Here is an 18,032-nt window from a genome sequence, read left to right on the forward strand (position 1 = left end):
ACTCAGGTTAATGTAAAAAGGTTATTTCTCCATAAATCCGATTGTGCCACCTACCCAGTCGAAGTCTGCATTGTAGCGCACACCTATCATTTTACCTCTACTTAAGCGACCCAGGTTAGTGCAAAGTTGCGGTTCTCCATCGTCGGGCCATAAATACATCATCCTAATTTCGGCTTTTACACCCCCGTCGGGCGACTGGACAACAGGTTGGTAGATTACTTTTCTTTGAAGAATCCAGTTTTCGGGGTCAGTTATGTTGCTAATGTCAGCTCCTGACACATCAATTATTACACCCATTCCTGCGAACGAAAACAGTGGTTTCAGCACATAATTTTCCAAGTCTTTTGGTATACTTTCAACCTGATTCAAAAAACGGGTTTCGGGCACAAACTTGCTGTTTAAAAACGGCATGGTGTACTTACTTATCCTATAAAACCAGTTTGGGTGCGTTACCCACTCAATATCCAATTCCTCCCTCGGATCGAAACTTTGTTTAAATACATCCGCATTTTCTGCTACCTCATCAAATATTAATCGATTGTAGATTCTTTTTAGCTGAATTTTCCTGCCATCTTCCTCGTAAAACAGTTGCTTTCCAATTTTTTTAATGTCTTCTAACGCCAGGATTTTAATACCCAGCATTTTTTGGGTTACAAAAAAATCAATTGCCGTTTTCTGGTTTGTAGCATCAACATCCATTATGGCAACTTCGTGCGGTTGGTGCTTGCCTATAATAACTTCCCTGAAAAGGTTAATATATTTTTCCTCATCATAGCCATTTAGAAAATGACTTGTTGAACCATCAATGTCAAAACATTTTCGGAACGTGTTTGCTAAATGAACTTGAAAACCATAAAGCGAAGGAAAACCTTGCATTTCAATCAGCATTGGCACGAGCTGGCCGGTTTCGTCTTTACAAATGCCAAAATCAAAAGTTAAGAAATGAGGCTGCTTATTTTCATTTGGCACTTTCCAATCTTTCGGAATTGCCTTTTCAGTAAGCTCCTTGAAATTTGGCTGTTTAATTAATGATATAATCTCTTCGCCCGCCGCAATCAGCTTTTCTTTAAGTGCCTTCGGAACGAAAATGGGCGTTTCAGCAACGCGAAAAGGTATTTCCAAGAAACCACTCTCCAATTCTGTTATGAAGTTTTTGTATTTTTTTTCTGTAAACTGCTGGTTGTATTTTTGGCGTTGTGCAGGTATCATTATTTATTGTTTTGATTTCGCAAAGAGTGCTTGCTGAAAACTAGATTAATCTGTTATATGACTTATGCTTCCTGCAAATTTCCTATTGCCTTGTTTAAAAAATTTGGTAAAATAACACGCTGTGTCAATACAATCCTGGCCGGATCATCAAGACTGTTAAGCATGTCAAGATACTTTTGCTCGCCATGCAGGCCGATAATCGCTTGCTTTATTTCCTCTTGCAGTAAGTACATTTTCATTCCAACAGGGTCTGCTTCCGGATGGAATTGTGTGCCAATAATTTCATCAGAAAAACGGATAGACATCATGCATCTTTCCAAATCGACATGTTTTCGTTCTTTTTCTATCGCCAGGAGCTTTGCCTTTTTTGCTTCAAAAGCAGCAAAGTCTGGTTCAATAACCTGCCAGTCTCTGCTATCAACAGAAAAGAAAGGATTTGTGATGCCATCGAAAATTTCATCCTGCTCACCATCCTCAGTTAAAGTGATGGGGAATATTCCAAAGGCATTCGAGCGTCTTTCGGTAACATTTCCCAATCCGAATTTTCTACATGCCAGTTGAAAAGAATGGCAAATTAAAAATGCATATTTCTTTTGTTCCTCGCTTGAAGCATTGAAAGCTTCTATTTCATCTAACAGGTTAAAAAAGTCGTTTTCCCATTTTTCACCCTTACTTTCAAGTGGGCTGCCGGGCCCTCCGCTCGAAATGTAAGTGTCATAGTCGATTCCCGGAATTTCTCCTTTTTGCCTCAAATCGAAAATATCGAAAGTGAGGTTAATATTATTTTCGTGTCTAAATCGGGATAAAATTTCCTGAATTCCCCGCATACCCTGATTAGGTGCGCCGTTATTCATGTCAATAACGGCGACCTTTAAATCTCTTTTATCCATGATAAAAATTACTTTGCGCCTATAAGTGTTTGAGTAGTAATATAATCTACTACCGATTCAAAGTTACCAGTTTGTTGGTAAACTGCCAACTGTCTATCAGCACCGGTGCCGTGCTCAAGTATTTTATGAACGTATTCCAGGTCGTTTCTACAGCCTAAATCATCCACAACATCATCCACAAAATCGAGCAGTTCTAACACCAGATTACGGCAATTCACTTCCATTTCTTTGCCAAAATCAATTAAATTTCCGTCAATGCCGTACCGGGCAGCACGCCATTTATTTTCGTTAATTAATGCTCGTGAATAACTGATGAACTCCATGTTTTGCAAACGAAGTTTGTACAGTTTAGCACATAAAGCCTGAAATAAGGCTGTAAAAGCCATTGTTTCGTCAATTAACATAGGACAATCACAAATGCGGAACTCAACGGTATCGAAAAAGGGATGCACCCGTATATCCCACCAGATTTTCTTCGCATTATCCATGCAATTAGTCTTAATCAGGAGCTTTACATAGTTATCGTAATCTTCTATACTGTTAAAAATGTCGGGAATGCCGGTACGTGGAAATTTGTCGAAAATTTTAGTCCTGAAGGATTTGTAGCCAGTATTCCTAGATTCCCAAAAAGGAGAATTGGTTGACAATGCAAACACGTGTGGTAGAAAATACCTTACCTGATTTGCAATGTGTATGGCTAACTCCCGGGATTGAAAACCTACGTGGACGTGCAATCCAAAAATTAGATTTGAGCGGGCAGCTTCCTGCAGCTCATTCACAATTTCATTATAGCGGGGATGTTCCGTAATCAATTGTTTTTCCCAATGTGAAAATGGGTGTGTACCTGCAGCTCCTATTCTTAGCCCTTGTTCGCCCGCCAGTTGTGAAACCGTATACCTCAACTGAGAAATTTCTTTACGGGCTTCTTCTGTAGTTTTACAAATTCCGGTGCCAACCTCTACAACTGCCTGATGCATTTCTGCCTTCACTTGGTCTTTGTGAATTTTTTGTGCTGCTTCTACAATTTTTTGGTCATGTGAGGTAAGTTCCCTGGTAACGGGATCAACTACCATGTACTCTTCCTCAATGCCAAGCGTGAATTCGTTCATTTTAGTAATATTTGGTTATAATCCCTTTTATTTTATTGGCTTTTTCTTTGCCACTGGTTTTGTTTCTGCTTTAGGTGCAGCCTTTGCCTTCGCAGTTGCTGGCGCTGCTTTGGCTTTTGGCGCATCAATTTTTGGTGTAGCAGCTTTTGCCACTAACGGCTTGCCTGCAACAGAAGTTTTAATGTATTCGCCCCAGGTTAGGTTATCCTGTCCGGGTTTTTGTGCTTTTGCTCTTTCAATTGCGTAGTTCGCTGTGGTTTCTACCACCCAGTCAAAGTTTTCCTGGCCAACACTCTTAATGTCGGCATCAGGCGCCGGGTTGCAGAAATCGATAGCAATCGGCACGCCATCCCGCACCGCGAACTCAACGGTATTAAAATCGTAACCCAGGTATTGACACAGTTTTAAAGTATATTCTTCTACTGTTTTTAACAACTTCGGATCTGGTGTTTTTCCATCAACCGCATAACGTAAATGATGCGGGTTACGAGGCTCGTACTGCATAATGCGCACGTGCTTTCCACCTATGCAATAACACCTGAAATAATCATCAAAAATAATTTCTTCCTGTAATAGCATTACCAATTGTTCGGTTCCACCATGTTTATCAAAAAAGTCTTCTTTATCGTGAAGCTTATAAACATCTCTCCATCCGCCACCGTCATAAGGTTTCATATAAGCTGGAAAACCTACATAATCGAAAATTGCATCCCAGTTAAGTGGCATGGTTAGGTTCGAAAACGATTCTCCTGAAGTGCCTGTTGGGTGTTGGCGAGAAGGGATTAGCGCTGTTTTCGGTACAGGAACACCAATTTGTTCTGCAAGGGCATTGTTAAAAAACTTTTCATCGGCGCTCCACCAAAAAGGATTGTTAATTACGGCTGTGCCTGTAATGGCTGCATTTTTTAACGATGCACGGTAAAATGGAACATCCTGCGAGATGCGATCGATGATAACTGCGTAATCGAGCGGCGTATTTTGCAATATCTTCTCTATTTTAACAGGTTCTGCTGTAATTCCTTTTTCTGCTTTTTGATTAATTCTCTCTACAACGGCTTCAGGAAAAGAACGTTCCTGGCCAAATAAAATCCCTATTTTTTTCATTGGTACTGTTTTAAGTTTAAATGTGTAACTGCTTTATTGGTTAATTGTTTTGAAAACCAACGCGGTTAATTTTATGTCGAATTTTTTTAAAGTTGTGCGATGTAATTCGGGAACATTTCACGCCAAACCGGCCAATCGTGGTCGGCATTCTGGCGAATGTCTAACCAATGGTTTATACCTTTTTGAGTCAAAATTCCCGATAGTCTTTCATTGTCTGGCCTGCACATATCTCTATCGGTTGTGCCCAAAACAATTTTCATGTAATGTAATTCCGGGTTGCTGTTGTTCATCAGGTTATCTACCGGGTTGTTAAAATACACATCGTCGTTATAAAAGCCATCTAACTGGCCGGTAATGTCGAATGCGCCACTCATGCTAAACATATGGCTAACCAACCACGGGTGCCGAAATGCGAAATTTGCAGCGTGATAACCGCCAAAACTACAGCCGGCAGTTATAAGTTTGTTATGTCCGGTTTCATGCCTGGCCAAAGGTGCTACTTCCTCCAGTAGATACTTATCGTACCAAATGTGATTTTTTACTCTATCGGCGGGATGTATGCTTTTGTTGTACCAGCTTAATTTGTCTATGCCATCCGGACAATAAATCTTAATTTTTCCTTCGTTGATAAATCCTTCAACAGAATCTATTAATTTAAAGTCTTTGTTTTCGAAATATCGGCCCATACTCGTCGGGAACAGCAGAATAGGGATACCGCCGTGACCAAAGATGAGCATGTCGATTTCAGCACTTAGATTTGGGCTGTACCACTTTTTATGTTCTTCTTTAACCATACAAAAAAATTGAATGTTTTAAGATAGATAATTAATTCTACAAAATGAATGTTAAATGTTTTAAAATGGAGCGTAGTGTAAAAATTGATTGCTGATAATTGATAGTTTATCAAGATTTGTACCTTTGCACAAATAGTAAGGCGTTGCCGGGTGATATGGGATTAGAATATTATGTACACTACAATTTTATCAGTAAAAGTTAACATCAGTAAATTTAAAGTGCCTTCTGCTTATTTAAAGCGTGAAGTAGAGATAGATATTTATGCGCCTGAAGGAATTTTAGGCAACGAAAAAATAGAGCTTCTTTTTCTAAATGATGGCCAGGATGTTGCCAAAATGAACTTTACGAAGGTTTTGGAAGAAGCTCACCACAATAAGCGTAACCACCGGTTAATTGTAGTCGCGATTAGCGCCTCTACAGATCGTTTAATGGAATATGGTATTGCTAATGAGCCCGATTTTAAAGGTCGAGGCGCAAAAGCCGATCTGTATGCAGATTTTGTTGTTAAAGAACTTTTACCTTTTGTGAAGAAAAAAATTGCAATGCCAATAAGCGGAAAAGTTGGTTTTGCAGGGTTTTCTTTAGGCGGTTTGTCTGCTTTTGATGTGGCCTGGAAAAATCCATCAGTTTTTGATGTTATTGGAGTTTTTTCAGGAGCCTTCTGGTGGCGAAAAAAAGACCTGGCTAATGGCTACACCGATGCTGACCGGATTTTACATTCGATGATTGATTCCAGTACTACAAAACCAGATATGAAATTCTGGCTGATGACAGGCACAGAAGATGAAAAAGCAGATCGTAATAAAAATTTAATTATCGATTCGATAGACGATACGATTGATGTTGTAAAATTACTTTTGAAGAAAGGCTACAAACGTCCCGAAAACATTTTTTATTATGAAAAGGTTGGCGGAAAGCATGATGTTCCAACCTGGGAAACTGCGATGCCAGCCTTTTTAGATTATGCTTTCGAGGTGTAAGCTTTTTAAATCTTCACCGTTTCGGATAGGTGTTTATCCATTGCGTTCCTCTGCTGCGAATTGCGGCATAACTTAATTGCTGTATGCTTTTGCCGAGCAAGGCCAACTGTGGTTTACTTAGTCGCAAACTGGAAAAGGTTATTTTATCTGCCCAAAAAATTACGTCTGCGTTCTTTTTTACGTTAACATCTGCAGGTAAAGGCTTCCTGAAACTGAAAACAAATTTTGGGTTGTTATTATCAACTGATTTTGTTGCATAATTAACGTATAACGCAAAATCTGCCTCGCCGGGAGTGTTTACGAGTTTGATGCTCTGTTCCTTACTGAGGTTAAATTTAACTACGTTCGCAATATCTGATGGCAAAGCCATCAATACAAAAAATTCGTTTTGTTTTACAATCTTCGAAATTTCCAGGCCTGAATTTTTCTGATTATTGAATAAGAAAGTCGCTGCGGCTCGGTTGTCGTTGAAGTTAAAATAGTCCTGATAAGTTTTTTTTTTTGTAAAGGGCAAAACCTGCTTGTTAAACAAATCCATATACGCTGCCGATTTTAGCGTTGATGCAGGTATGTAAATTTTTATTATCGGTTTGGATGTTCGGTACCTGTCTGACATAAATAAGGTGTCGCCATTTTCAATTTTAACTTTTGGGGAAATGAATCCCGTAGCGCTATCAGGATACACTTTTGAGATTGTAAAACGTATTGCCTTATTTTTCGTTGTAAAAATGTTTCCAACCATAACGTCGTCTTTAGCACCAACATCTACAGTCAATTTGCCAGGCCGGGCGTTAATTACCCTCGTTTGAAGTACCGGAATTGTTTTCTGAACGGGTAAGCCTATAAAATTTAATTTATCCCGCGATAATGTATCGTACCGAAACCCAGGCCTTTGCTGTAAATTCTGCACAACATCGATATCATTTTTTATCCTTGCAATAACTTCTGCAAGCGTTAGATCGACATTGCTCTTCTCAAAAACATTTATAACTGCTTTCGTAAAAGCGCCATGCGGTTTGCCGCCTTCATCCCAAATTTCTACGGCTTTTTGGGCCCAGGAGCAGGCAGCCAAGTTTGCGAAACGGGAATTCCGTGTTTCTGAGGGGCGAGCTATTACTGCTTGATCATTTACTGTAAGCGTTTGGTTAAGTTTGTAAGACCTTAAATCAATTACGCCAACCGGAACCGTTTTGTTTGTAACAACATCTACTTTGCGGTAAGGATTATGATAAACAGGCGGTGGAGGCGCCATAGACATATTTTCGCTGTAACAACAATCCAGAATTGAGGTGAGCGTTACTTTGTTTTGTACGAAACGGTTAAAAAGCAGTTTGAGCGTGTTATCTCTAACCAGGCATTCATAGTTGGGTGTATATAAATCGCTCATGCAAATGGCCTGATTATAACCTTGCTTTACAAAATCTAATTTATTTCCGGGGTTGATAGTATAAATGCCGTGCCCGCAAAAAAAGAAAACCGCAACATCCCCAGGTTTACTTTTTTCGAGGATATTCTCCATTGCATCTATAAATGTTTTCTGAGTCGCTTGCGCATTAAGTAATGTTTTTACATTTTCTTTCGGGAAAGAAAAACGGTTTATTAAAAGCGATTTCATGCTTATGGCATCATTTACGCAGCCTTTTAAACTGTATTTGGCACTCTTTACACCGGGCTTATCGTAATACTCATTTATGCCAACAATTACTGCATATTTATTTTGGGCAAAGCCCGATAAACAGGAAGGCAACAACAGGAATAAATGCAGAAATATTTTCATTTTGGGATGATTAAAATTAGATGGATCGCGTGTAAAAAAGCTCGGGGGAAGGTAAAAGATTACGACCGGAAAATATGCGAAAGAATTATAGGGCTAACTCTAAATATTATATTAAATTTAATACATAATTCCCTAAAAATGAAATTAATAGCGCTGTTCTCACTGTTTTTTTTTATCTCAATTTCGTGTTTTTCTCAAAAGCAAGTTTTGGATAGTTTATATAAAGATTTGGCTGCCCAAAAAACAGACACCGGACGGGTAAGTATTTTGTACGATTTAAGTTATTCTTATCATAAGTCGAAACCCGATTCTGCCTTAATTTTAGCGCAGCAGGCTTATAAACTGGCTAAAAAGAGTAAATTTTTAAAAGGTGAATCCTGGGCGTTGAATGGTTTGGCAAACGCTTTTCATTCCCTGCATAATTACCCCAGGGCCATCGAATATTTTATTGAAGAACTTAAAATTCATGAGAAAAGGGGAAAGCCGAAAAACATGGCAAACACTTATATTAGTATGGCACTGGTTTATAGCAGCGAAGAAGAGTATAGCAAGGCGCTGGCTTATGCGTTTAAGGCCGAGGATATTGCAAAGAAAAATCGCTTTGCTGATCTTATCCTGTATTCAAAACTTAACATTGGAGATATTTACGAGAAATCAAACCAGCTCTCGCCGGCAATGCTTTATACCCACAGCGCTTATGAACTTTCTCTGCTCCAAAAAAACGACCTCATAACCGGTACCTCACTCAACAATCTTGGAAACATCTATTTTAAAAGAAAGGATTACGCAAATGCCTTAAATTATTATAAAAAAAGTGTTCCTATCTTAGAAAATGTGAGCGATTTAAATACTTTGGCTGAGTGTAATTTGGGTTTGGCAAGAGTTTATAAAGCGCAGGGAAAGCAAGATTCGGCAATCTACTTTGCTAAAAATGTTTACGATTTGGCAATAAAAAATGAGTTTTTTGCCAGGGCGGTAGATGCTGGTACATTTCTGTCGAAGTTGTATAAAGAAGACAATAAAATTGACAGTGCATTCGCTTATCAGGAATTAACTGTCAACCTATCAGATTCTATTGACAGCAAAGAAAGAGCTAAAGAAGTGCAGAGCATTACAATTGCTGAAGAGTTTCGGCAAAAGGAAATAGAGGAGGCGAAGATTAAGGAAGCCGAAGATAGAAAACAAAAATTACAGCTACTTGCCATTGGTATATTTATACCAATTTTATTTTTTGTGAGTATTTTTTTAAGCCGGAGAAAAGTGCCTAAAAGAGTTATAGAGTTTTCAGGGGTTGTTTCTTTGCTGATGCTATTTGAATACCTAACGTTGTTCATTCATCCCTTTGTGGCTGAAAAATCTCATCATTCGCCAATAATAGAGATTATTGTTTTCGTTATTATTGCATCGCTATTAACCCCAACGCACCATCGCGTTGAGCATTGGTTAATAAATAAGTTAACTAAAATCAGAGAACAACATTTGTTAAACCGCCAGGCATTACTAAAGAAAGACGTGGATGATATACCTGGATCAGAAATCGAAAACGGCTGAAAACTCTATGTTAAAAAATTAATTTTTAACAGCAGGGGGCGCTTGTCCGGCTCTGCCGCCAGTGTCTGTTGTGTCTGTCATCTTTTTCGACATTGAACTCGTGCTGTCAACAATTGTAGTATCAACCGTTGTGGTTGTAACAACCGTGTCAGTTGTATCTGCCTTTTTTTCGCTGTTGCAGCTTTGCAGAGATAGCGCACCTACTGCCATCATGATAACACCTGAAGTAATAATGGTTTTTTTCATAATTAATTTAGAATTAGGGTTTATTGAAGTTACAATTTTATTTTCATTATAAAGCGTTGTTCCTCATTTGGTTAAGCAGGGTTTTAGGGCTTCGCGGAAATAGCAATCTTTTGGTAAAAGCAGGTCAATTTCCGGCCATTTTAAGTTTATACTTCATGCCCATCATAACGGTTCGTATTTCACTGGGGCATTTGGCAACAACATCATGGATTGAACAGATTGGTTTTGTTGTTAAAAATGAGACAATTACAACATTATCATCCTATTAAATAGTGGGCGATATAGTAGAAAATCCATTTCTAAACACTATCTTTGCGCCAAATTTGAGGCGCATTTTATGCAAAAGATTAGAAATATAGCTATTATAGCACACGTTGACCACGGTAAAACCACGTTGGTTGATAAGATTTTACATTCTTGTTCTATTTTTCGTGACAACGAACAAACAGGAGATTTGATATTGGATAACAACGATTTAGAACGTGAGCGTGGCATCACAATCGTGTCGAAAAACGTATCTGTTCAATACAAAGACGTAAAAATTAACATTATTGACACTCCTGGTCACGCGGATTTTGGCGGCGAAGTAGAGCGTGTTTTAAAAATGGCCGATGGTGTACTTTTACTTTGCGATGCTTTTGAAGGTGCAATGCCTCAAACGCGTTTCGTAACGCAAAAAGCCTTGGCACTTGGTTTAAAACCGATTGTGGTTGTAAATAAAGTGGATAAAGAAAACTGTCGCCCTGAAGAGGTTTACGAGCAAATTTTCGAATTATTCTTTAACCTCGAAGCAACTGAAGAACAATTGGATTTCCCTGTTATTTACGGTTCATCTAAACAAGGATGGATGAGTACTGACTGGCAGAAACCAACAACTGATATTTTCGCATTATTAGATGCTGTTGTGGCTAACATTCCGCCTGCACCAATTAATGATGGTACTTTACAAATGCAAATTACTTCGTTAGATTATTCATCTTTCGTGGGTCGTATTGCAATTGGCCGTGTTCACCGTGGAACAATTAAAGAAAACCAACCGGTTACTTTAATTAAACGCGATGGCAAAATTGTTAAATCAAGAGTAAAAGAACTTTATACTTTCGAAGGTTTAGGGAAAATCCGTACTACTGAGGTAGCCTCTGGTGATATTTGTGCTGTTGTAGGTATTGACGGTTTTGATATTGGTGATACCATCGCTGATTTCGAGGCACCAGAACAATTGCCTGTAATCAGCATTGATGAGCCGACAATGAACATGTTGTTTACCATTAACAACTCTCCGTTTTTTGGTAAAGAAGGTAAATTAGTAACGTCTCAACGTATTAAAGAACGTTTGTACAAAGAGATGGAGAAGAACTTAGCTTTAAAAGTTATCGAAACTGCATCTCCGGATTCATGGTTGGTTTACGGTCGTGGTATTCTCCATTTATCGGTTTTAATCGAAACCATGCGTCGCGAGGGTTATGAAATTCAGGTTGGTCAGCCACAGGTTATCGTTAAAGAAATCGATGGTAAAAAACATGAGCCGATTGAAACATTAATCGTAGATGTACCGGGTGAAGTTTCTGGTAAGGTTATCGAATTGGTTACTCAGCGTAAAGGTGAGTTGTTAATTATGGAGCCAAAAGGCGATTTACAACACTTAGAATTTGAAATTCCATCTCGTGGTATCATCGGTTTACGTAACAACGTACTAACTGCTACTGCAGGCGAGGCGATTATGGCACACCGTTTCAAAGCTTACGAGCCTTGGAAAGGAACAATTCCTGGTCGTTTAAACGGCGTTTTAGTTTCAATGGAAAAAGGACAGACAACTGCATATTCGATTGATAAATTACAAGATAGAGGTCGTTTCTTTGTTGATCCGGGAACGGATGTTTACGAAGGTCAGATTATGGGTGAGCACATTCGTGATAATGATTTAGTGGTAAACGTTGTTAAAGGAAAAGCATTAACTAACATGCGTGCTTCTGGTACAGATGACAACACGCGTATCGCACCGGCAATTAAATTCTCATTAGAAGAAGCAATGGAGTACATCCAGGCTGATGAATATATTGAGGTTACACCTGCAAGTATGCGTTTACGTAAAATTTTCTTAACAGAACAAGAACGTAAGGTTAAAGGAAAGCAATTCGCTTAAGCCCTTCAAAATAATTTCAAAAGCCCCGATGTAAATCGGGGCTTTTTTTGTTTAGCTAATTTCTAAACGAAGTTTCTCAAAACCCCGCACCAAATCCTAGCTGGCAGGAAAGTACTCAATTCCATCCTTTTAACAGCAAGCCTTACCAACTTCCTGGTGCTTTCCGCAATTAGAACGAACGAACTATTTCTTGTCAACAACTTTAGAAACGCGAAATTCTTAATCAATCGATTGATTTTCTGTCAGTGATTTTTCATAAAACTTTTAAGAGTAAAAAACTAACATTTCCATGGCAGTCGGGTTTAAACGGACATTTAATTTTGCTTGCAACAAACTAATCACCCTATTATGATTAATAAGAGCCTATCCTTTGTGGGGATATTTTTATTAAACGCACTTTCTCTTTTGCCACTTTCTCTGCTTTATAGATTAGCTGATGCTTTTTATTTATTGATTTTCTACGTCGTTAAATATCGCAGAAAAGTGGTGAAGGAGAATTTATACAATGCATTTCCTGAGAAAACGTCGGCAGAACTGAACGTTATAGAAAAAGAATACTATAAGTTCCTTTCCTCCTTGTTTATCGAAATCATTAAAATGAAAAGCATTTCAAAAAAAGAACTTCAAAAGCGGGTGAAATTTAAAAATGCTGATTTAGTTGAAGCCTATCTCCAAAATAACGAAAGTGTGCTTTTTTGCTCTTCCCATTACGGTAATTACGAATGGGTTTGCATGGCCATTGGCTTAAATTTTTCGGGTCAGCATTATCCAATTTACAAACCACTCAGTAGCGAAAAATTTGATAATTGGTTTTTAACCATGAGAAGCAAGTTTGGTAATAATATGGTAGCCATGCGCCAAACCCTGCGTGCTATTCAGGCTAGCAAAAATACGGCAAGCATGTTTACTTTCGGTAGCGACCAGGCTCCATCAAAAGAAGAATCCATCTACTGGACAAAGTTTCTAAATCAGGAAACTTCTGTGCAGCTTGGTATCGAGAAAATAGCGAAAAAAACAAACAGGCCAATATTTTACTTAAAAATTAATTACCTGAAACGGGGCTACTACGAGGTTGATTGCGTTCCAATCTGTTTAAATCCAAAAGCAGTTTCTGAGTTCGAAATAACTGAAGCACATACGCATTTTCTCGAAGAGATGATTAAAAACCAGCCGGCGTACTGGCTCTGGAGTCACAGAAGGTGGAAGTATAAACCAGAAGTTAAGTTGCCAAAAATTCAATTCGGCGACTTAAGTAACGAGTCGCTTTTAAGTCTTTCATAATTTCAATTAACCACCCGAAAAACTTTCTGACTACATGGTTTTGTAGTAATTTTGTTTGTAAGTACCTGGTGATATGATTAAGAAGGGCTTTTCTCACATAGGAATATTTTTTTTGGGCGTATTGTCAACACTGCCTTTATCCGTTTTGTATCTCATCTCAAACGGAGTTTTCATCCTGCTTTACTACGTATTTAGCTACCGCAGAAAAATAGTACGTTCCAATCTTCTAAAGGCGCTGCCTGAGAAAAGCCTTGACGAAATCATAATCATCGAAAAACGATTTTATAGGTTTCTCTCTGATTTGATTTTTGAAATTTTGAAAATGAACAATATTTCGAAAGCCGAAATAAGGAAACGATTTGTATTTCATAACAAAGAACAGATAGAAAATTACTTCGCCGAAGGAAAAAGTGTGTTAATTTGTTCGGCACATTACGGTAACTGGGAATGGGGTACCCTGGGTATTGGCCTTAACTTTTCTGCAGATCATTATCCAATTTACAAGCCATTAAATAACCCTGTTTTCGACCAATGGTTTAAAAAAGTAAGGAGTCGGTTCGGGAATAAATTAATTGCAATGCGACAAACTTTGAGGGCATTGCAAGCCAGTAAGATCCGGCCTAGTATGTTCAGTTTTGGTAACGATCAGGCGCCATCAAAAGACGAATCCCATTACTGGACTAGCTTTATGCACCAGCAAACATCGATACAGTTGGGCATTGAAAAGATTGCAAAAAAAACTAATCAGCCAATTTTTTACCTGAAACTGAGTTGCGTAAAAAGAGGCTATTATGAGGTAGATTGCGTTCCGTTGTGCCTAAACCCAGCCGCGACGGCTAAATATGAAATTACCGAATTGCATACCAGGTTTTTGGAAGAATTAATTAGAAATGAGCCGGCTTATTGGCTTTGGAGCCACAGGCGTTGGAAATACCAGCCCAAGGCAACGCTAACGACAACTGCCGATTAGTAAGCCTGCTTAAGAAAGGCTTATATTTGCCGTTGTATTGAATGCCAATGAAAGTCTTTAAAAAAATCGTCTTCTCTCTTTTTCTGCTAATCATTATTGTTTTTGGCGCCTTGTTTGCCTGGCAACCTTATTTATTTAGGGTTTTAAAATACCGAACGCCAGATGCTGCAACGTATAAAGAATTCCCTCAGGCTTTAGTGCGAAAAAGTGATTCCGTTTTTCATTTTCATCGTGCTAAAAACATGAGAAATGATCTGGATACATTGAAAGTTCAGGATGGCGAAAATCGACTTGTTCCATTCGAAGATTATTTTACGAAAGGAAATTTAAATGCTTTTCTGGTTATTAGAAATGATAGCGTTTTGTATGAAAAATATAGTGCTGGCTACTCAGATAGTACATTAACCTCTATTTTCTCTGGTGCAAAAAGTATGGTATCTATTCTATTGGGCAAAGCATTGGCAGACGGAAAAATAAAAAGTTTAAATGAGAGGGTAACAACGTACATTCCCGAATTAAAGGCAAATTCAGCTTTTAAACATATTACCATAAAAAACCTGCTGGATATGAAGTCTGGTCTCGAGTTTCAGGATGCGCTCGGCGGAATTGTTCAGGCATTTTTTTCTGATGAAGCAAAATACTACTATACCCATGATATGAAGGCCGAGCTGATGAAAGTTAAGCTCGTAAATGCGCCAGGAACGGTGTGGAAATACAAAAGTATCGACCCGATTTTACTGGGTTGGGTTTTGGAGCAGGCAACCGGGCAAACGGTTGCCCAGTATTTCGAGAAAAATATCTGGAAAAAAATAGGTACAGAACACAATGCAAGCTGGGGCTTGGATCATGTAAATGGATTGGCAAATACAGCAAGTCGTTTTCAGGTAACGGCGGTTGATTTAGCCAAAGTTGGTCGCCTGTATTTGAATTTAGGCCGATACAATGCTAAACAAATTATACCGGAAGAATGGGTAAGGGAATCTACTCAACTCGGAAATGAAAAGCCCTCATCCGCAAAAGGCTGGCAAAAATCTGCTCATCATCATCTCTGGTGGATTCCGCAGGAAGGCGAGCATGGCGATTATGCGGCAGAGGGAATGCTTGGCCAGCGGCTTTACGTAGACCCCAAAACAAATACCATCATCGTTCAGTTCGCCGAAAAAGGCGCAGGCAATTATCCGTATAGAAAGATAAGCCGCTATTTGGCCGGCTTGCCATTTCGCTATCCGAAAGCTGAATAGAGAGCTTATGCACCAGCCAATGTGTTAGGGTTTTCTTTGCCTGTTTTTCTGCATCGCTTTTGTAGTAAAAAAATTAAAACGCTACATTGCTTATCAATGGAAAACGAAGATGTAAAAATCCTTAAAAAGAAGCCGATTTTTCCGGTTACCATGGCTTTGCAGAAATACCTGCGCACCTATCAGCGAGAGGCGAAATTACCCATTGGCTACAATGATTTAATGCAGTTTAATGAAGCTTTCCCGTTGATGGATAAGCTTGGCAAAGATTCCCTTTGGGAAGGACCAATTTATGCACAGGATTTAATCGAAAATCTTCATAACGGACTGAAAGAAATCTATGCGAATTTAAAGGCATCAGGCAACCTCCGGATTGTTGAACATAAATATATCGACAAAATCGAATATTGCACCTTCGGAAATACACACCCGTTTCGAATAAGAATTGTAAATCGCCTTAACGATGTTTACGATTATTTTTACATAAAAAAGGCTGATGCTTCGAGAATTTATGGATTAGAGCTCGAAGAAATTTTATCCCCAAATCAGGTAAATTACCTTGTGGATGGCGATACCTTAGTTGAAGAACATATTGCCGGAATACCTGGCGATGTGTTTACGAAAGGACAGCTTTACTCACCCGAATTTAACCCGACACGTATTGCAAAGGAGTTTGTAAAATTTAACGAACGATGTTTAATTATGCTTTTGGGTGATATGAGAGCCTATAATTTCGTAGTGCAAATAACGCCAGATTTCGACGATATTCAGTTTCGGATCAGGGCGATAGATTTCGACCAGCAGTTTTATGAAGGAAACTTAAAAGTTTATTTACCTCAGTTTTTTAAGGAAAATTTGCCTTATGTAAAAATGAGTATGGAACAACTAACTGAAAAAACGGTTTTGCAATACCAACAGGAAGAACGCTCATCAATTGTTCATCGGGTTAGAAGCGAGCGCCACAGACTTACAGATTTGCGTGATGTATCTAACAAAGATGAACTGACAACGGCAGAAAATATCGCACTGCTCAAGCAATCCATGGCCAACTATTTTAAGGATAATAACTATTTGAGATGCCAGACAATGACAGATATCATTGAGCTCAATATTAAGAACATCATCAGGCAGGTTAAGCTTTAAAATAAAAACGGCCGGTTAATTTAACCAGCCGTCTTTTGAGTAATTTAGGAGAACGTTCAAAGCGTTTTAGGCATGTTGGCCTTCATGTACACCTTCTGCAAATTCCTCAACAATTTTATCGTTAAATGCAGGCAAATCTTTCGGCGTACGACTTGTAACCAAACCCTGGTCTACAACCACTTCCTCATCAGACCACTCTGCGCCAGCATTAATCAAATCTTGCGAAATATTCTTTACCGAGGTCATTTTTCTACCCTTAACCACATCGGCATTTATTAAAGTTTGTGGCCCATGGCAAATTGCGGCAACAGGTTTGCCAGCCTCAAAGAAAGATTTTACAAATTTAATGGCATCTTCGTTTACACGTAACTGATCTGGATTGATAACGCCACCTGGCAAAAGCAAACCATTATAGTCATCGGCACTGGCTTCTGCTATTGTCTTATCCACATCAACTTCTATCGACCAGTGATCCTGATCCCAGGCTTTGATTTTTCCGCTTTTTGAAGAGATAACGTGAACAGTAGCCCCTTCTTCTTTTAACCTTTTTACTGGTTCGGTTAATTCAACTTCTTCAAATCCGCTTTCTGAAAGTACAGCAATTGTGCGGTTACTTAATTGTCCCATAATCTTAAATTTTAATAGATAATGTATTTAAGACAAGGCAAATGAATATATTGTTTTCAAAATTTGGATAATTGCTAAAGGCACACTCAATTCGAAACTCTCGAATAAACGTCAATTTGAGCAAAGCATCGGAAAAAACCGCAGCCAACGCTTGGCGGTTATGATCAATTTTAATAAAGTAATCTGTTAGTCGTTCGTTCTACGATGTTTCGCAAAATAAAATACCAGGTTGCCTGCAATAATAATATGGTTTAAAATATTCGGAATCAATCCATAATATTTGGTGAAGATTTTAAAACGCTCTTTAAGGCTTTCGCGATGTTTTTTCTTGCTCATTCCACCAACAAGATATTTGGCTACGTAACGGTGCACATTTACAATGCTCGATGATTTTTTGGCTGCTTTAATTATCCAGTCGATATCGGCACTATACTTGTATTTTAAATCGTAAGGTTCGGTTATACTTTTTTTAATATAAATAGCCTGGTGACTGATGTTCATCCCGTATTTGAAACTTGTCCAATCGAATTGTTCAGGCGCTTCATGTCTGCGCCGGCCTAAACTTTCCCAATTATCATTATACATTTCCGTTTCACCATAGTAAATATCCGCTCCGGGAGTAGAAGCGAATACCTCTTCAACAGTATGTTCATCGTAAATTTCGTCACCAGAATTCATGAACAGAATATAGTCTCCTTTTGCCATCGCCAGCCCTTTGTTCATCGCATCATAAATGCCTTTGTCGGGTTCTGAAACAACCTTTGAAATCTGTGTTCTGTATTTGTCGATAACTGCCATCGTACCATCGGTCGATTTCCCATCAATTATTATGTATTCTAGATTTTTATGCGTTTGATTTAAAACAGATTTTATCGTTCGCTCAATATCTCGAACGTTATTATACACGATGGTGATTACGGTTAATGCAGGCATGCTATTCCATTAATTTTTGTCAGAGAGCGTAGAAGC

The 18,032-nt window shown here is 38.6% G+C and carries 16 protein-coding genes; 7 read left to right on the top strand and 9 right to left on the bottom strand.

Annotated elements, in window-relative coordinates; all coding sequences use genetic code 11:
- Nucleotides 1-21: 21 nt before the first annotated feature.
- The 5 genes from ASG14_RS01910 to ASG14_RS01930 form a co-directional block, all read right to left on the bottom strand.
- On the bottom strand, nucleotides 22-1,209 hold the full coding sequence (locus ASG14_RS01910) for a hypothetical protein (protein WP_056869371.1): 1,188 nt from the start codon (nucleotides 1,207-1,209) through the stop codon (nucleotides 22-24).
- A 62-nt stretch (nucleotides 1,210-1,271) separates the two neighbouring features.
- Complete coding sequence (locus ASG14_RS01915; RefSeq protein WP_056869372.1) at nucleotides 1,272-2,099, bottom strand: type 1 glutamine amidotransferase; 828 nt, start codon at nucleotides 2,097-2,099, stop codon at nucleotides 1,272-1,274.
- An 8-nt stretch (nucleotides 2,100-2,107) separates the two neighbouring features.
- Nucleotides 2,108-3,208: a carboxylate-amine ligase gene (locus tag ASG14_RS01920; protein WP_056850795.1), complete on the bottom strand. Its 1,101-nt coding sequence runs from the start codon at nucleotides 3,206-3,208 to the stop codon at nucleotides 2,108-2,110.
- Nucleotides 3,209-3,235: 27 nt separating this feature from the next.
- Nucleotides 3,236-4,312: a RimK family alpha-L-glutamate ligase gene (locus ASG14_RS01925; protein ID WP_056869373.1), complete on the bottom strand. Its 1,077-nt coding sequence runs from the start codon at nucleotides 4,310-4,312 to the stop codon at nucleotides 3,236-3,238.
- An 86-nt stretch (nucleotides 4,313-4,398) separates the two neighbouring features.
- Nucleotides 4,399-5,106, bottom strand: a complete 708-nt coding sequence (locus ASG14_RS01930; protein ID WP_056869374.1) for an esterase family protein — start codon at nucleotides 5,104-5,106, stop codon at nucleotides 4,399-4,401.
- Between the two features lie 171 nt (nucleotides 5,107-5,277).
- Between ASG14_RS01930 and ASG14_RS01935 the strand changes: the two genes are divergently transcribed.
- Entirely contained in the window at nucleotides 5,278-6,087 is an 810-nt protein-coding gene (locus ASG14_RS01935; RefSeq protein WP_056869375.1) for an esterase family protein, read from the top strand.
- A gap of 13 nt (nucleotides 6,088-6,100) precedes the next feature.
- Here the strand turns inward: ASG14_RS01935 and ASG14_RS01940 are convergent, their stop codons facing one another.
- Nucleotides 6,101-7,864 (bottom strand): caspase family protein, encoded by a 1,764-nt coding sequence (locus tag ASG14_RS01940; protein WP_056869376.1) that lies wholly within the window; start codon nucleotides 7,862-7,864, stop codon nucleotides 6,101-6,103.
- A gap of 207 nt (nucleotides 7,865-8,071) precedes the next feature.
- Between ASG14_RS01940 and ASG14_RS01945 the strand changes: the two genes are divergently transcribed.
- Nucleotides 8,072-9,415: a tetratricopeptide repeat protein gene (locus tag ASG14_RS01945; protein ID WP_162238699.1), complete on the top strand. Its 1,344-nt coding sequence runs from the start codon at nucleotides 8,072-8,074 to the stop codon at nucleotides 9,413-9,415.
- A gap of 18 nt (nucleotides 9,416-9,433) precedes the next feature.
- On the opposite strand, the gene ASG14_RS01950 is transcribed toward ASG14_RS01945, so the two are convergent.
- Entirely contained in the window at nucleotides 9,434-9,661 is a 228-nt protein-coding gene (locus ASG14_RS01950) for a hypothetical protein (RefSeq protein WP_056869378.1), read from the bottom strand.
- A 337-nt stretch (nucleotides 9,662-9,998) separates the two neighbouring features.
- Here ASG14_RS01950 and typA point away from each other — a divergent pair, with 337 nt between their 5' ends.
- From typA to ASG14_RS01980, 5 genes are all read left to right on the top strand, one after another.
- Nucleotides 9,999-11,804, top strand: coding sequence for a translational GTPase TypA (gene typA, locus ASG14_RS01960; RefSeq protein WP_056869380.1), 1,806 nt, complete (start codon nucleotides 9,999-10,001; stop codon nucleotides 11,802-11,804).
- A 348-nt stretch (nucleotides 11,805-12,152) separates the two neighbouring features.
- On the top strand, nucleotides 12,153-13,085 hold the full coding sequence (locus ASG14_RS01965; RefSeq protein ID WP_082491299.1) for a lysophospholipid acyltransferase family protein: 933 nt from the start codon (nucleotides 12,153-12,155) through the stop codon (nucleotides 13,083-13,085).
- Between the two features lie 73 nt (nucleotides 13,086-13,158).
- Nucleotides 13,159-14,055 carry a lysophospholipid acyltransferase family protein gene (locus ASG14_RS01970; RefSeq protein ID WP_056869381.1) on the top strand — a complete coding sequence of 299 codons (897 nt, stop codon included), beginning with the start codon at nucleotides 13,159-13,161 and terminating at the stop codon, nucleotides 14,053-14,055.
- Between the two features lie 47 nt (nucleotides 14,056-14,102).
- Complete coding sequence (locus ASG14_RS01975) at nucleotides 14,103-15,296, top strand: serine hydrolase (protein ID WP_056869382.1); 1,194 nt, start codon at nucleotides 14,103-14,105, stop codon at nucleotides 15,294-15,296.
- Nucleotides 15,297-15,392: 96 nt separating this feature from the next.
- Complete coding sequence (locus ASG14_RS01980; RefSeq protein ID WP_056869383.1) at nucleotides 15,393-16,436, top strand: hypothetical protein; 1,044 nt, start codon at nucleotides 15,393-15,395, stop codon at nucleotides 16,434-16,436.
- 66 nt (nucleotides 16,437-16,502) lie between these two features.
- On the opposite strand, the gene ASG14_RS01985 is transcribed toward ASG14_RS01980, so the two are convergent.
- Nucleotides 16,503-17,063, bottom strand: a complete 561-nt coding sequence (locus ASG14_RS01985; RefSeq protein WP_056869384.1) for a type 1 glutamine amidotransferase domain-containing protein — start codon at nucleotides 17,061-17,063, stop codon at nucleotides 16,503-16,505.
- A gap of 186 nt (nucleotides 17,064-17,249) precedes the next feature.
- Nucleotides 17,250-17,996, bottom strand: coding sequence for a glycosyltransferase family 2 protein (locus ASG14_RS01990; RefSeq protein ID WP_056869385.1), 747 nt, complete (start codon nucleotides 17,994-17,996; stop codon nucleotides 17,250-17,252).
- Between the last annotated feature and the right edge of the window lie 36 nt (nucleotides 17,997-18,032).

This window comes from Pedobacter sp. Leaf194 (genome assembly GCF_001423945.1).
GTDB lineage: Bacteria > Bacteroidota > Bacteroidia > Sphingobacteriales > Sphingobacteriaceae > Pedobacter.

Excerpts from the sequence above, each read along its gene's own strand:
- ASG14_RS01985 (WP_056869384.1), bottom strand. The coding sequence starts at position 17,063 with ATGGGACAATTAAGTAACCGCACAATTGCTGTACTTTCAGAAAGCGGA.
- ASG14_RS01930 (WP_056869374.1), bottom strand. The coding sequence starts at position 5,106 with ATGGTTAAAGAAGAACATAAAAAGTGGTACAGCCCAAATCTAAGTGCT.
- ASG14_RS01915 (WP_056869372.1), bottom strand. The coding sequence starts at position 2,099 with ATGGATAAAAGAGATTTAAAGGTCGCCGTTATTGACATGAATAACGGC.
- ASG14_RS01920 (WP_056850795.1), bottom strand. The coding sequence starts at position 3,208 with ATGAACGAATTCACGCTTGGCATTGAGGAAGAGTACATGGTAGTTGAT.
- ASG14_RS01940 (WP_056869376.1), bottom strand. The coding sequence starts at position 7,864 with ATGAAAATATTTCTGCATTTATTCCTGTTGTTGCCTTCCTGTTTATCG.
- typA (WP_056869380.1), top strand. The coding sequence starts at position 9,999 with ATGCAAAAGATTAGAAATATAGCTATTATAGCACACGTTGACCACGGT.
- ASG14_RS01925 (WP_056869373.1), bottom strand. The coding sequence starts at position 4,312 with ATGAAAAAAATAGGGATTTTATTTGGCCAGGAACGTTCTTTTCCTGAA.
- ASG14_RS01970 (WP_056869381.1), top strand. The coding sequence starts at position 13,159 with ATGATTAAGAAGGGCTTTTCTCACATAGGAATATTTTTTTTGGGCGTA.
- ASG14_RS01910 (WP_056869371.1), bottom strand. The coding sequence starts at position 1,209 with ATGATACCTGCACAACGCCAAAAATACAACCAGCAGTTTACAGAAAAA.
- ASG14_RS01950 (WP_056869378.1), bottom strand. The coding sequence starts at position 9,661 with ATGAAAAAAACCATTATTACTTCAGGTGTTATCATGATGGCAGTAGGT.
- ASG14_RS01965 (WP_082491299.1), top strand. The coding sequence starts at position 12,153 with ATGATTAATAAGAGCCTATCCTTTGTGGGGATATTTTTATTAAACGCA.
- ASG14_RS01980 (WP_056869383.1), top strand. The coding sequence starts at position 15,393 with ATGGAAAACGAAGATGTAAAAATCCTTAAAAAGAAGCCGATTTTTCCG.
- ASG14_RS01935 (WP_056869375.1), top strand. The coding sequence starts at position 5,278 with ATGTACACTACAATTTTATCAGTAAAAGTTAACATCAGTAAATTTAAA.
- ASG14_RS01990 (WP_056869385.1), bottom strand. The coding sequence starts at position 17,996 with ATGCCTGCATTAACCGTAATCACCATCGTGTATAATAACGTTCGAGAT.
- ASG14_RS01975 (WP_056869382.1), top strand. The coding sequence starts at position 14,103 with ATGAAAGTCTTTAAAAAAATCGTCTTCTCTCTTTTTCTGCTAATCATT.